Genomic DNA, 14416 nt, shown 5'->3' with positions numbered 1-14416 from the left:
CCGTGGACCGTCGTTCACGATGGTCAGCTGGCCAGGACGTCGACGTAGGCGTCGAGCACCTGCTGCGCCGAGCGGGGGCCGCCGAAGGTCCAGATGCCGGCCGGGAAGGCGTACGCCCGCCCCTGCTCGACCGCCGGCAGCGATGCCCAGATCTCGTTCTTCTCCAGCTCGGTCAGGACGCTGCCGGCGGGGTCGGTGGTGCCGGTGTACAACAGCGTGGCGTCGCCGACGGTGGTCATCCCCTCGATGTCGGTCTGGCCGAGGCCGTACGCCGGGTCGACCTCGCCGGTCCAGGCGTTCGTCAGGCCGATCGCCTCGCCGAGTTCACCGACCAGCGATCCCTGGCCGAACGGCCGGATGGCGACGTTGCCGCCCTGGACCCAGCCGTCGAAGTAGACGAACTCGGTGCCCGTGAGATCAGCACCGGCGATCTGCTGCTTCGCCTCGTCCAGGCTGGCCTGGAACTCGTCGGCGACGAAGTCGGCTCGCTCGGAGCGGCCGAGGGTCTCGGCGATCATCGCGAAGGTGTCCAGCATGTTCTGGACCGGGTCGGCGGCATCCGCCCCCCGGGTGGCCAGCACCGGGACGTCGTACTCGGCGAGCTGCGCGATGACCGGGTCGTCCTCGGCGGTGGCCTCGACGATCACCAGGTCCGGATCGGCGGCGAACAGCGCGTCGAGGTTGGGCTCGCCGCGCAGGCCGACGTCGGCGACGCCGTCCGGCAGCTCCTCGGCGGTGTCCCAGGTGCGGTAGCCGTCCGGGTCGGCCACCGCCACCGGGGTGAGGCACAGGGTGAGGACGTCCTCGATCTGCTGCCATTCCAGCACGGCCACCCGCTGCGCCGGCTCGGCCAACGTCACGGTGCGCCCGAGCGCGTCGGTGACCTCCACCGGTCCGGTAGAGGTCACGGTGGTGTCGTCGGCGCATTCACCGGAGGCGTTGGCCGTGGGCGTCTCGTCCGCGGTCTGCGGATCGCTGGTGCCGCAGGAGGCCAGCGCCGACGGGATCAACAGGACGGCGGCCAGGGCAGCCGTCATCGATCGGGTTCTCATCAGATTCCTCACTCGTTGGTTGACCGGGCGCTCAGTGGCGCCGGTGGTGTCGCCCTCGGGGCTCGACCCGCACCAGACCGGTGGTCGGGTCCACTGTGGTGTCGATCGGCAACCCGTAGACCTCGGAGAGGTGTTCCGTGGTCAGTACCTCGGCCGCCGGGCCGGCGGCCCGCACCCGGCCCTGGCTCAGCAGCACGATCTGGTCGGCCACGCCGGCGGCCTGGTTCAGGTCGTGCAGGACGACGCCGAGCGCCGTCTGGTGCCGGTCCGCGAGGTCACGGACCAGGTCGAGGATCTCGACCTGGTAGCGCAGGTCGAGATGGTTGGTCGGCTCGTCGAGCAGCAGCACGCCGGTGTCCTGGGCGAGGCAGGCGGCCAGCCACACCCGTTGCAGCTCACCGCCGGAGAGCTGGTCGACCGCGCGATGGGCCATCGGCGTGGTCCCGGTCAGCTCCATGGCGTGGTCGACCATCGCCTGGTCGGTGTCGGTGAGCGGGCTGAACCGGCGTCGGTGCGGGTGGCGCCCGAAGGCGACGACGTCGCGGACCCGCAGGCCAGACGGGTGCGGTCGGGACTGGGACAGCAGGGTCACCCGGCGGGCGAAGTCGCGGGCGGACAGCGGTGCCGCGTCCTCCAGGTCGCCGCTTTCGCGGCCGAGCAGGATCCGGCCGGACGATGCCCGGTGCAGTCGGGCGAGCGAGCGCAGCACGGTGGACTTGCCACTGCCGTTGGGGCCGATCAGGGCGGTCACCACGCCGGGGTGGATGGCGACGGACACGCCGTGGACGACCGTGGTGCGCTGGTATCCGAGCACCAGGTCGTCGCCGTGCAACGCCGTCGCGATCATGTTAGGTGAGGCTACCCTAAACGTTGATCGAGGGAAAGTCGCCGGTCACCGGCCGCTCGGCGTACCGGCGGCGACGCCGGATCCCCGGCCCGCCGGACGCCGCTCGGGCATCTCGCGGACCGGGGATCCGGCACCGGTCAGGGCAGCGTGTTCAGCACCAGCGTGCCGATCTCGGAACCCAGCTCCTCGGCCCGGTTCTCGCCGGCGACCCCGTCGGCCCGGTTCATCAGCACCGCCACGACGATCCCGTCGTCCGGGTACATCTGCAGGTACGCGGTGGACCCGTCGGCGCCGCCGTTCTTGCCGATCCGTCGGTGTCCGTCCTCGGTGCTGATCGACCACCCGTACGCGTAGCTCCACCCGGTGTCGACCCACATGGCGTCGAGCGAGTCCGGGCCGACGATCTCGCCGTCGATCAGCTTGTCGCCGAACCGGGCCAGGTCGGCGATTGAGGACTCCATCCCGCCGCCGAGGACCTTCCAGCTCACCTCGTCGCCGCCGTACTCGTCGTTGGCGCCGTCGTAGAAGGTGCTGCGCCGCACCGAGGTGTCCGACAGGTCCTCGGGCCGCAGGGTGCCCAGGCCGAACGCGGCGGTCAACTCCGACTCGGTCAGCTCCGCCACCGGGGTGCCGGTCGCGCCCTCCAACGCCGCGCCCAGGATGGTGTAGCCGTGGGTGCTGTAGTGCCCGTCACCGATCGAGCAGACCAGGTCGGAGTCCCAGAACTCGGCCGCGGCCGCGGTGGCGTTGGCGTACCAGGTGGTGCTGAGATCGGTGTCCTCGGCCTGCCACTGCGCGACGTCGGCCGGGTCGGCGCCGTCGGCGGCCTCCGTGCCCGCGTAGTGCCGCACACAGGCCCGGTTGCTGGCCACCTGCTCGACCGTGTACGCGTGGTGGGCGGGCAGCCCGGCGACGTGGTCTCGGACGTCGTCGGCCGGGTCGATCTGCCCGTCCTCGACCGCCCGCATGGTGAGCACCCCGCCGATCCCCTTGGACACCGATGCGATCCGTAGCACGTGCCCGGAGTCCAGCCACACGTCGTCGTCGACGTTGGCGTGCCCGAACCCGCGCAGGTAGCGGAACTCACCGTCCTGCATCACCGCCACGGCGATGCCCGGCATGTTGAGACTGTTCGCCTCGCCCTGGACCAGGTTGTCCACCGACCGGCGCAGCTTCCAGCCCGGCCGGTCGGAGTTCTGCCGCCAGACCCCGGCGTACCGGGTGCCCTTGGCGGTCTCGTACCGCTCGAAGTTGATCACCCGGTATCCCTCGTCGGCGTACCGGTGCCACCAGTTGACGTACTCCTGTCGGGTCAGATCGCTGCGTACCCACCAGCGGCGGTGGTTGGTGTTCTCCACCCAGATGCCGGCGTACCGCTGGCCGACGGTGGTGAGCGCCGAGTCGACCACCAGCGACCGGTAGACGATCTGGTAGGCGTCGACCGCGTCCTGGTACTCGGTGCGGGTGATGCCGCCGAGTAGCCGCCAGTCCAGGTTCTCGGCGTTGTCCACCCAGACGAGCGCGTACCTGGTGCCGGCACCCGTCGGATAGATGTCGACGTCGACCGGCATTCGGGTGCGTCGCTGCTCCGTGTAGTACGCGGTGAACTCGGCGGCGGTCAGGTTGTACTTCATCGACCAGCCGTAGCCCTCCACGTTGCGCACCCAGGCGGCGGCGTAGTAGCGGTCACCGCCCTCGACGTAGGTCTCGAAGTCGACCAGCCGCATCCCGTCGTCCGCCGACTTGACGAACTCGGTGTCGAACTCGGCCTTGGTCAGCCTGGTGCGTACCAGCCAGCCCCGCCCGTCGAGATTGCGTTGGAAGGCGGCGCCGATGCGCCGTCCGTCGTCGGCCACGTCCACGTCCAGGTCGACGACCAGGTAACCGGCGGCGGCGTACTCGTCGAACCGCACCTGGAAGTCGGCCGGGGTCATGTCCCGTACCGACGCCCAGCCCACCTCGTCGGGGTCGAAGACGGCCGAGGGTGGACCCGGGTGGGCCGCCGCCGGGGTCGTCGCCGTACCGGCGAGCGAGGCCGCCGTCGCCACGACCGCCAGAGCGGCGAGTACGCGGCTTCGCGCGCCGCGTACGGATTCGGATCTCATTGTCCGCTGCTCCTCTCGATGTGCCCGACGGTTGTCGGACAACAACTGGGAGAGCGGCGGTCCGCTCTGACCAACAGGTTCTGCTGTCAGGTGGATGACAGTACGAACGGGCCAGGGTGCCACGGTTCGGATTCGGCCGGGCCGTCACCGTTGCCCCGATGGTCCGCTATGGTATGCGGAGATTGCCCGTTTTTGTGCTGGTAGTAGGTGTGCGCCCCGAGTCGGCAATGAATGGAGTCGGTCATGACCCGCGTGATGACGGTCGTCGGCACCCGGCCGGAGATCATCCGGCTGTCCCGGGTGATGGACCGACTGGACCGTACCGTCGACCATGTCCTGGTACACACCGGGCAGAACTGGGATCCGTTCCTCTCCGAGGTCTTCTTCACCGAGCTGCGGCTGCGCCCGCCGGACCGGTCGTTGGAGGTGGACACCACGTCGCTCGGCAGGGTGCTCGGCGGCGTGCTGGTCGGTATCGAGGCAGCCGTCGACGACTGCCGGCCGGACGCCCTGCTGGTGCTCGGGGACACCAACAGCGCCATCGCCGCCCTGATGGCCCGCCGGATGCGGGTGCCGGTCTACCACATGGAGGCGGGCAACCGGTGCTTCGACCTGAACGTGCCCGAGGAGACCAACCGTCGCCTGGTCGACCACGTCTCCGACTTCAACCTGGTCTACAGCGAGCACGCCCGCCGCAACCTGATCGCCGAGGGTCTGCATCCGCGGCGCATCCTGCACACCGGCTCACCGATGCGCGAGGTGCTGGAGCACTACCGGCAGGACATCGCCCGGTCCACCGTGCTCGACCAGCTGGGGCTGACCGCCGGCGGGTACTTCGTGGTCAGCGCCCATCGGGAGGAGAACGTCGACCGGCCGGACCGGCTGCACCGGCTGCTCGACTGCCTGCGGGCGGTACGCGACGAGTGGGCGCTGCCGGTGCTGGTCTCCACCCATCCACGTACCCGCAAACGGCTGGAGGCGCTGGCCACCGACCCGACCAGCCTCGACCGGATCACCTTCCACGAACCGTTCGGGCTGTTCGACTACGTACGCCTGCAGTGCGCCGCCCGCTGCACGCTGTCCGACAGCGGCACGATCAGCGAGGAAGCGGCGATCCTGGGCTTCCCGGCGGTGACGCTGCGGGAGTCGATCGAACGGCCGGAGGCGTTGGACGCCGGCGGCATCATCATGACCGGGCTGGACCCGGCCGGCGTGGTGGAAGCGGTCCGGGCGACCGTCGAGCAGGTCGCCTCGGCCGGGGTGCCCTGCCCGGCGGACTACCAGGTGCCTGACACCTCACGGCGGGTCGTCGACTTCATCCTGTCCACCGTGCGGCGCCACCACGAGTGGGCCGGGCTGCGTCGCTGAGCGCGGCAGCCGGACGAATCGAAGGCCGAGCCGACAGTGCGTGAAACGACGACCCCAGTCCGGCCCGCCGCCGGCGGGCCGGCGACCCGGCAGAACACCGCCGACGCGGCGACCACCACCTTCCGGATCCTCGCCACCGCCGCGGTGTTCGAGCCGGGATTCCGTGGCGGCGGCCCGATCCGGTCGCTGCGCTTCATCCTGGACACCCTGCCCGACGACCTTGCCGTGACCCTGGTCACCCGGGACCGGGACCTGCACGCCACCGAGCGGTACCCGGGGCTGTCCGGCGAACTGGTCCACCGCGACGCCCGGTCCGCGGTGTTCTATCTCGACCCGGTGCGTCCCCGGCAGTGGCTGCGGCTGCTGCGGCAAATCCGGTCGCGGCCGGTCGATCTGCTGTACGTCAACAGCCTGTGGTCGATGTTCTCGGTGGTCCCGGTCCTGGCAGTGGCCCTGCGACTGCTGCGGATACCGGCGATCATGATCGCCCCACGCGGCGAACTGGCCCCCGCCGCGCTGGCCATCAAAGGCGGCAAGAAGCGGCTCTTCCTGACGGCGTGGGCGCCGGTGCTGCGGCGCCTCGGCGTGCGGTGGCAGGCGTGCAGCCAGCTGGAGGCGGATCAGATCACGTCGGCCCTGCCCTGGGCCCGGGTGATGGTCAACGGCAACGAGTGCCCGATCCCGGACCGTCCGCCGCCACCGGTCGTGGCGCACGACGGTCCGTTGCGGCTGGTCTTCATCGGCCGGATCTCACCGATGAAGAACCTGGTCACGGCGCTGGCAGCGGTGGCCCGGGCGACCCGGCCGGTCGACTTCGACATCTTCGGGCCCGACGAGGACGAGCCGTACTGGGCGCGCTGCGGCCAGCTCATCGCGACGATGCCCGACCACGTCCGGGTGCGGTACCACGGCGAGTTGCCGGCCGACGAGGTGCTGTCAACCTTCGCCCGGTACGACGCATTCCTGTTCCCGACCCTGGGCGAGAACTTCGGACACGTCATCCTGGAGAGCCTGGCGGCCGGCTGCCCCGTCGTCTGTTCCGACCGGACCCCGTTCAGCGAGTTGATCTCCAGTGCCGGCGGGGCGGTGGTCCGGCCGATGACCGTGTCGGCGCTGGCCGAGGTGGTGAACGAGCTGGCTGTCCGGTCGGCGGGTGAGCGGGCTGCGGCGAAGGTGACGGCGGGGCGGCGGTACCGGCTCTGGCGGCGGCAGGTCCGCGAACTCAACGTCCTCGACCACGCCCGCCACTTCTGCCGGTGACCCGCCGTAACCGGTGCCGCGCCAGGCTCGTTGGACTGGGTGTGTCCAGTCGTCTTCGTACCATCGTCCGGCGGGTGCGGGACCATCTGGCGGCCAGCCGTGACCCTGAGGCGTTCGTCAGATCGTTGGGGGTCAACCTGACCGGCCGGGTGCGGTTCTACGGCGTGAACCGGGCGATGTTCGGCTCGGAGCCGTGGCTGATCACGATCGGTGACAACGTCTACATCACCTCCGAGGTGCAGTTCGTCACCCATGACGGGGGCACCCTGATCCTCCGCAAGGAGCATCCCGAGCTGGACTGGACGGCTCCGATCGTCATCGGTGACGACGTCTACATCGGGATGCGATCGATGATCCTGGCCGGGGTGACCATCGGCAACCGGTGCGTCATCGGCGCGGGTTCGGTCGTCACCCGCGACATCCCGGACAACACCGTGGCTGCGGGGGTGCCGGCCCGGCCACTGCGCAGTACCGACGAGTACCTGCGCCGGCTGCAGGCCAAGTCGCTGGGCATCGGGCACCTTCCGGTCGCCGCCAAGCACGCGGAGATGAAGCGGATCTACGGCGTTCCGGCCCGCTGATCAGGCCCGTCGGTAGGCGATCCGCGGCGGCGGGAACTGGTGCACGCCGACGACGGTGACCGGTCCGAGCAGACCGGCCACGCCGGGCATGTCGTAGCCGAACCGGTCACCGGTCATCGCCGCCGGGCCGGTGCCGATGTTCAACGCCGTGGCACCACCGACCTGACTGGTCCGCAGGGTGGGCGGGGTGGTGGCGGAGCCCTGCCACACGACCGCGTACCAGTGCCAGCCGGCGGGCAGCGTCACCTGCGCGGCCAGCACGTACTCCCGGATTCCGGCGGTGGCCACGCCGAGCGCGCCGAAGTCGGCGATCGGTCCCTGCGCCGCCGGTCGGCCGGTCGTCGGATCGTGGGCGTACACCCCGTGCCGCAACCATCCGCTGCCGGCCGCCGTCACCTCCACACACACCCGGTCGACCCGGACGGCCTCGGCCAGGTAGATCGGGTGCAGCAGCAGCCGCTGGAACGCGCCGGTGCAGCTGGTGGTGCCGGTCGGGCCGGCCAGCGGCAGGAAATAGCTGCCGATCCCGGAGGTGGCTCCGGGCAGCGGCTGCGGGCTGGCCTGGTCGGGGTCCGCCCGCCAGATGCCGTACCCGGGGGAGACCGGTACCTGGTAGGCGATGCCGTCGGCCGCGACCCGTTCGGCTACGGCGAGGTTCGTCGGTCCGACCGGGACCAGCCGGCGGTGGAACAGTTCCGGCACGGCCATCCGGGCGGCGGCGACGGTGCCCACCCGTTCGATGATCACGAAGTCGTGGTCGCCGTCGGAGACGACCAGCTCGGTGGCGGCCGACGGCGGTGCCAGGTAGCGGCGGTACGCGGTACCGGTGACCGTCTGCCCCGGCCAGAGCTCGCGGCCCCACACCAGCTGCGGGTAGTTCTTCTTCAGACTGGACGAGACGAACCAGCTCTTCGCCGTGGTGTGCCGCACCCTGGTCGCCGGTTCTCCGTCGTCGACCGGGAGCAGCCCGGCGGCGATTCCCCACAGCTGGGCCCCGCCGCCGCTGACCGCCCACTGGGTCATGCCGGTCGCCGGCATCGTCGGGTCCCGCAGGCTCGCCGGGGTGATGTCGGTGATCGCGGTGATCGTGTCGATCCGCGCCCAGGTCGACCAGTTGAGTGTCCCGGCGACTTCGACGTTCGGCATGAACTGCCGGCGGCTGCCGCCCGCCGGGACGGTCAGCGCCGAGCACTGGGTGACCCCGGTACTCAGGAAGAACCGGTCCATGGCGGTCACCCGCTGGGTGACCAGCAGGCCCCCCGGCGACCAGCGGTAGTCGTTGTCGATCCGACACATCGGCGGGATCCGGGTCATGATCGTGGCGAGCGGTGTGCCGATGTTGGCCTGGGCGGTGTCGATCATGCCCCGGTACGAGGGGATGACGTACGACTCCCGGATCCGTAACTGGTCACCGGCGGACCGGCCGTCGGGCAGTGGCCGACCGTCGAGGTCGACGACCACGGTGTGCGAGTGGGTGGCCGGGCGGATCTGTACGTCCGGGGTCAACCAGGTGATCGGTACCGTGGTCCGGTTCGTCGCCCCGGCGACGTGAGTGAGCGCCGCCGCCGGCCGCACCCGCACTCCCTGGGCGACGCCGTCGACGATCGTGTACGGGTTGCCGAACAGCAGGCTGTTGCCGTTCGGCACGCCGAGCAGGGTGAAGATCCGGATTCCGTCGGTCCACCGGGAGCCCAGGTCGGCGGTGGTCTTGCCGTGGCTGGTGACCGCGATCTGGGTGCCGATGTTGTAGCCGTGGTTGCCGCCGACGTACGACCAGCCGGTGTGGATCGGGCAGTTGTCGTCCGAGGTGTCGTGGATCCGGGTACCCACCGCCGACATGACCGGCCAGACCTGGGCGTCGGTGGCGGTCGACGGCACGAGGGTGACCTGGGGCAGGCCCGCATGCCACATGCCGACCATCGACTCGGCGTAGGCCAGGTTGGCCGGCATCACCAGGTCCCGGGTGCCGTCGAACCTCGACCTGATCGACATCAGGGCGTTCGACCGGTAGACCGTCAGTCCGGGCATCTCGGCACCTCCACGGCGAGCCGCTCGACCTGCTGTCACTGTGCGCCTTTTCCCTGGCCAGGACGGTTCTCCGGTCGGTGACGTGACAGCGCTGTCGGCCGTCTGGCGGGTGCCTGCCGCACGATCGGCGGTACTCACGGGCGACATGGCTGGTCTAAAGCGATATTTCCAAATAAAAGATGTTATAGACCCGTTACTCGGCCCTAGGTCGGCTCGATGTACAAGTGACCGGGCGGCACTGCGAGGAGTTGTCCATGCGCATTCTGATCACTGGCGGTGCCGGCTTCATCGGCTCCAACCTGGCCCGCGCCGCACTGGTCGAGCCGGCGGTGAAGGAGGTCACCGTCCTGGACGACCTGTCGGTCGGGCTGCGCGACAACCTCACCGGGCTGGACGTCGAGGTGGTCGAGGGGTCGATCCTGGATCCGGCCGCACTGGACGCCGCGATGGCCGGCCGGGAGGCCGTGGTCCACCTGGCCGCCCTGCCCAGCGTGCCCCGGTCGCTACGCGACCCGGTGGCCTCTCATCACGCGAACGCGACCGGGACCCTGCTGGTGCTGGAGGCGGCCCGCCGGCACGACATATCCCACCTGCTGGTCGCCTCCTCCTCATCGGTGTACGGCATGAACCCGACGCTGCCGAAGACCGAGCTGACCTGGACCCGGCCGATGAGCCCGTACGCGGCCAGCAAACTCGCCACCGAGGCGTACGCCCTGGCCCACCAGGCGTCGTTCGGGCTGCCGACGCTGGCGTTGCGGTTCTTCAACGTCTACGGCCCCGGGCAGCGGCACGACCACGCCTACGCAGCGGTCATCCCCCGGTTCGTCCACGCCGCGCTGCGGGGCGAGCCGGCCCTGGTGCACGGCGACGGCACCCAGTCCCGGGACTTCACCTACGTCGGCACGGTGTGCGCGGTCATCCTGGACGCACTCCGGCGCCGGGTGTGCCACCCGCACCCGGTCAACCTTGCCTTCGGCGCGCGGGCCAGCCTGCTGGAGGTCCTCGACGACCTCGCCGGACTGCTCGGCCGGCGCATCGACCGCGAGCACGCGCCGCCGCGCCCCGGCGACGTCGCGCACTCCCTCGCCGACACCGCCACGTTGCGGGCGCTCTTCCCCGGCGTCAGCCCGGTCGACCGTCGGGACGGTCTGCGGGCGACCGTCGAGTGGATGGCCCGTCGGCTGGCCGTCGAGCCCGTCGCGAGCCGGTGACCGGGGCCGCCGACCGGACCAGACCGGACGGCCATGACCGGGATCGTGACCGTGCCGTCCGGTCCGGCATCGCCGCGGCCATGGCGGCGAAGGCGACCGGCATGGCGGCCCCGCTGGTCATCACCCCGGCCTGCTTCCAGTACCTCGGCGACCAGCGGTACGGGCTGTGGATGGCGGTCACCGCGCTCACCGGGATGGCCTGGTTCGCCGACCTGGGCCTGGGCAACGGGCTGCTCACCCGGCTCAGCCGGCTCGGTACCGACGTAGGGCAGCAGGCCAGGGAGATCTCCAGCGCGTTCGCCACCGTCGGCACGGTCGCCACCGCCCTGCTCGGCGGCCTGCTGGTGGTCAATCCGCTGGTGCCCTGGGACCGGCTCCTCGGGGTGACCGATCCGGGCATCGCCGCCGAGACGTCGACGGTGGTCCTGCTGTCGTTCGGGGCGTTCGCCGGCAACATCCCGCTGTCGCTGATCCAACGGATCCAGTACGCCGACGGTCAGGTCGTGCAGAGCAGCGTCTGGCAGTCGGCGGGCTCGCTGGCCACCATGGTGGCTGTGCTGTGCGCCATCGGCGGTGGCTGGGATCCGCTGGCGGTGATCGCCTGCGCGGTGCTGGCGGTGCCCGCCGTCAACCTGGTCAACACCGTGGTCTACTTCGGTGTCCAACAGCCGGCCAAGCGCCCCGGCCCCAGGCTGGTCGACCGGGCGACCGCAGCCGGCCTGCTCCGGCTCGGCCTGCGGTTCTTCGCGCTCACCACGATGTCGTCGATCGCGATCAACATCGACAGCCCGCTGGTGGCGAACATCCTCGGACTCGCCGTGGCGGCGCACTACGCCGTCGTGGTGAAGCTCTTCGGCGTGCTGTCCATCTTCGTCGGCCTGGTTGGCATGACCGTCTGGCCGCTGAACGGCGCGGCGTTGGCCCGTGGTGAGGTGGCCTGGGTACGGCGGCACACCCGACGGATGGTGTTGCTCTACGGAGCGGTGGTCGGGATGGCGGGTGCGGCGCTGGTCGGCTGGGGGCACCCGTTGATCGAGTTGTGGGTCGGCGGTGTCGACCGGGCCGCGGTTCCGGTTCCGGTCCTCGCCGGACTCGCCTGCTGGTCCTTCCTGGTCGCGGTCAGCTCGCCGCTGATCCTGGTGCAGAACAGCGCCGGTCTGCTCCGGCCGCAGGCGGTCGGCTGGGCCGCGTTCCTGGTCCTGGCGACCGGCCTGAAGATCTGGGGGCTGCACCAGTTCGGTCTGGTGGCCGTGCCGCTGGCGGCCTGCATGGCGTATCTGCTCACCATCTGGCCCGCTGCGGTGATCGGCTACCGGCGGGCAGTGGACCGGGCCGGCCAGGGCGCCGGCCCGTCGCCTGCAGCGCCCGACCTTGCAGCGCCCGACCTTGCAGCGCCCGACCCGGGCGCTGGCGGTGGCACGGCGGTCCGGCCGACAGTCGACGAAAGGGAAACCGGTGTCCGAGTTGGTGGTTGACCAGGGCGACGTCCGTGACCATCCGGACCCGCCCGGCGGTGGGGCGGCCGCCCCACCGCCGGCCGCCCCACCGCCGGGCGTGGCCCGCCGCCGCGTCCTGCGGGTGGTGGGCGAACTGAACTTCGGCGGCACCGAGACGCGTACCGCGGAACTGCTGCCACGGCTCGTCCGTGGCGGAACCGAGATGCATCTGGTCACGCTCAGCCACCGCATCGGGCCGGGGCCGCTGGCCGGGACGGTCGAGCGGTACGGCGGCTCGGTGACCGCCGTACCGCTCGGTGCGTGGTTCCCGGTCCGGTTCCACCATCTGCTGCGCCAGCTGCGGCCCGACGTGGTGCACGTCGACTGCGCCAACTTCTCCGGCGTGCTGCTCGCCCTCGCCGCGGTCGCCGGGGTGCCCGGCCGGGTCGCGCACTTCCGGGGGGACGACAACGCGCCGAGGAGCCTGCGTCGTCGGATCCTCCGGTGGCTCGGCGGGCGGCTGCTGCGGACCTTCGCCACCGACGTCCTGGGCGTGTCGCCCGGCTCGCTCACCTTCGGCTTCCACCGGGCCTGGCGGGACGATCCACGCTGCCAGGTGGTGCTCAACGGGCTCGACCTGGACCGCCTGCGTCAACCGTCGGTCGACGACCTGCGGACGATCATCGGAGCGGGCGTCGCCGATGTCGTCTGCGTCAGCGTGGGACGGGCCTCGGTGGAGAAGCGCCGCTGGCTGCTGCCGCCGATCCTGGCTGCGTTGCGTGACCGGGGGGTCTCCGCGCACGCCGTACTCGTCGGGCCGGGTGACCCTGCCGACGACGCCCGGGTGCGGGCCGCGGCGGACGCCGCCGGGGTGACCGACCGGGTGCATCTGCTCGGGCCTCGGGACGACGTGGGCGGCCTGCTGGCACAGGCCGACCTGGTCATCCACCCGTCCAATCTGGAAGGGCTGCCCGGCGGGGTGCTGGAGCCGGTCGCGCTGGGTATCGGCACGGTGGCCTGCGACCTGCCCGGCGTGCGGTTCATCGACGAGCGGCTGCCCGGCGTCGTGATCGTCGATCCCGGGGCGTCGGCGGCGGACTGGGCGGAGGCGGCGCTCGTCGCGGCCGCGTACACCGCCGCGACCACCCCTGCGGCCGCCGGCGAGCGCTTCGCCCACAGCGCGTTCGCGATCGACGCTGCGGCCGAAACCCACCTGGCGATCTACCGACGGCGTCCGGCCCGCGTCCGGCCCCGCACCGGAGGAGTCCGATGACCGAGCAGACCACGACGGTCGAGCACGGACCACGACCCGGTGACCGGCCGGCAGACCGGCGGCCTCGGCCACGACCGCTGCTGATCGGCGCGTACGCGTTCCCGTACGGCGACGCCACCTCGAATCGGCTGCTGCAACTCGCCCGCTGCGCCGCCGGCGCAGCCGGGCCGACACTGGTGGTCAACGACTGGCCTTGCGAACTGCCGTTCCCGCCGGACGGGCCACGGGCCAGCGGCGTCGAACTGATCACCTTGCGGATCAGGGGAGCCAACCACTTCAGCCGGATGTGGGCCCGGCTGGCCCGTCCGGTCCGCGTGCTGCGGGCGTTGCGTCGCCGTTGCGTCGGCCGCGGCGACGTCTCCGTGGTCCTGCTGCCGATGGCCATGATGACGCTCGGCAACTGGGCGGTGCTGCGTCTCGGGCTGCGCTGCCCGATCGTGGTCGACGCCAGCGAACGCCACGACCGGCGACAGTTCCGGCGCGGCTGGTCCGATCCCTACTTCGTGCGCCACCGGTGGTCGACGTTCCTGGCGACCAGGCTCGTCGACCGGTTCACTGCGGTTTCCACCACCCTGGCCGGGCACTTCGAGCGGCGTGGCGGGGCCGTGCTGGTGGTGCCGCCGCAGGTGGACTGCGACGAGTTCGCGCCACCACGGCCGCCGTCGCTCGACGCCGGCCTGCGTCTGCTGTACGCGGGTACGCCGGGCCGCAAGGACATGCTCCACGTGATCGTCGCGGGGATCGGCCGACTGGCACCGCAGGACCAGCGGCGGGTCCGGCTGACCATTGCCGGGATCACCCGCGACGACGCGGCGAACCTGTCCGACCTGGACCCGGCGGTGCTCGATGCGGTCCACGCCGAGGTGGTGTTCCTCGGCCGGGTACCCCGGGCGACCGTGTTGGACCTGCTGGCCGAGTCGCACTTCGCCATGCTGGTGCGGCCCACCGGCGGCTACGCGGCGAACGGCTTCCCGTCCAAGGTGCCGGAGAGTCTCGCCGCCGGGTGCCCGGTGCTGCTCAACCACACCAGTGACCTGGCCGAATACGTGCGTGACGGTACCGAAGGGCTGGTGCTCGACGGCAATGGTCCGGACGACGTCCGGCTGGCGGTGCAGCGCGCGTTGCGGCTGCGCGACGAGCAGTGGACGGCGATGAGCCAGGCGGCCCGGTCGCGGGCCCGCCGTTCGTTCGACCACCGGGCCTGGTCGCAGCGGGTCAGTACGTTCGTGGTCCCGGTCGAGGGCCGGGACTGACC

At 71.3% G+C, this 14416-nt stretch carries 11 protein-coding genes; 7 read left to right on the top strand and 4 right to left on the bottom strand.

Going from position 1 to position 14416, the window contains the following annotated elements; all coding sequences use genetic code 11:
- Positions 1-23: 23 nt before the first annotated feature.
- From O7629_RS13710 to O7629_RS13700, 3 genes are all read right to left on the bottom strand, one after another.
- A complete protein-coding gene (locus tag O7629_RS13710) occupies positions 24-1052 on the bottom strand; it encodes an iron-siderophore ABC transporter substrate-binding protein (RefSeq protein ID WP_278169571.1) in 1029 nt (342 codons plus the stop codon).
- A gap of 31 nt (positions 1053-1083) precedes the next feature.
- On the bottom strand, positions 1084-1899 hold the full coding sequence (locus O7629_RS13705) for an ABC transporter ATP-binding protein (RefSeq protein ID WP_278169569.1): 816 nt from the start codon (positions 1897-1899) through the stop codon (positions 1084-1086).
- Between the two features lie 137 nt (positions 1900-2036).
- Complete coding sequence (locus tag O7629_RS13700) at positions 2037-4004, bottom strand: serine hydrolase (RefSeq protein WP_278169568.1); 1968 nt, start codon at positions 4002-4004, stop codon at positions 2037-2039.
- A 243-nt stretch (positions 4005-4247) separates the two neighbouring features.
- On the opposite strand from O7629_RS13700, the gene wecB reads away from it, so the two are divergent.
- The 3 genes from wecB to O7629_RS13685 all read left to right on the top strand — a co-directional run bounded on the left by wecB (position 4248) and on the right by O7629_RS13685 (position 7213).
- On the top strand, positions 4248-5372 hold the full coding sequence (wecB, locus tag O7629_RS13695) for a UDP-N-acetylglucosamine 2-epimerase (non-hydrolyzing) (protein WP_278169567.1): 1125 nt from the start codon (positions 4248-4250) through the stop codon (positions 5370-5372).
- Between the two features lie 36 nt (positions 5373-5408).
- Positions 5409-6632: a glycosyltransferase family 4 protein gene (locus O7629_RS13690; RefSeq protein WP_278169566.1), complete on the top strand. Its 1224-nt coding sequence runs from the start codon at positions 5409-5411 to the stop codon at positions 6630-6632.
- Positions 6633-6706: 74 nt separating this feature from the next.
- The gene (locus O7629_RS13685; protein WP_278169565.1) at positions 6707-7213 is read left to right on the top strand and encodes an acyltransferase; all 507 of its coding nucleotides are present in this window, start codon (positions 6707-6709) and stop codon (positions 7211-7213) included.
- Here O7629_RS13685 and O7629_RS13680 read toward each other — a convergent pair whose 3' ends face one another.
- Positions 7214-9241 carry a hypothetical protein gene (locus tag O7629_RS13680; protein WP_278169564.1) on the bottom strand — a complete coding sequence of 676 codons (2028 nt, stop codon included), beginning with the start codon at positions 9239-9241 and terminating at the stop codon, positions 7214-7216. It abuts the gene before it with no gap.
- A 254-nt stretch (positions 9242-9495) separates the two neighbouring features.
- On the opposite strand from O7629_RS13680, the gene O7629_RS13675 reads away from it, so the two are divergent.
- The 4 genes from O7629_RS13675 to O7629_RS13660 are packed head-to-tail and all read left to right on the top strand — an operon-like array spanning position 9496 to position 14414.
- A complete protein-coding gene (locus tag O7629_RS13675) occupies positions 9496-10452 on the top strand; it encodes an NAD-dependent epimerase/dehydratase family protein (protein ID WP_278169562.1) in 957 nt (318 codons plus the stop codon).
- A complete protein-coding gene (locus O7629_RS13670) occupies positions 10407-11927 on the top strand; it encodes an oligosaccharide flippase family protein (protein ID WP_347403670.1) in 1521 nt (506 codons plus the stop codon). The genes O7629_RS13675 and O7629_RS13670 overlap by 46 nt, the downstream gene beginning before the upstream one ends.
- A complete protein-coding gene (locus tag O7629_RS13665) occupies positions 11908-13161 on the top strand; it encodes a glycosyltransferase (RefSeq protein ID WP_278169560.1) in 1254 nt (417 codons plus the stop codon). The genes O7629_RS13670 and O7629_RS13665 overlap by 20 nt, the downstream gene beginning before the upstream one ends.
- Entirely contained in the window at positions 13158-14414 is a 1257-nt protein-coding gene (locus O7629_RS13660) for a glycosyltransferase family 4 protein (protein ID WP_278169558.1), read from the top strand. Before O7629_RS13665 ends, O7629_RS13660 begins: the two co-directional genes overlap by 4 nt.
- Positions 14415-14416: the final 2 nt, after the last annotated feature.

Origin of the sequence: Solwaraspora sp. WMMD792, from assembly GCF_029626105.1 — a bacterium.
In the GTDB taxonomy this organism is placed as follows: Bacteria; Actinomycetota; Actinomycetes; order Mycobacteriales; family Micromonosporaceae; genus Micromonospora_E.
Note: the sequence above shows the minus strand (reverse complement) of the source record. Positions and strands in the feature narration are given on the sequence as shown.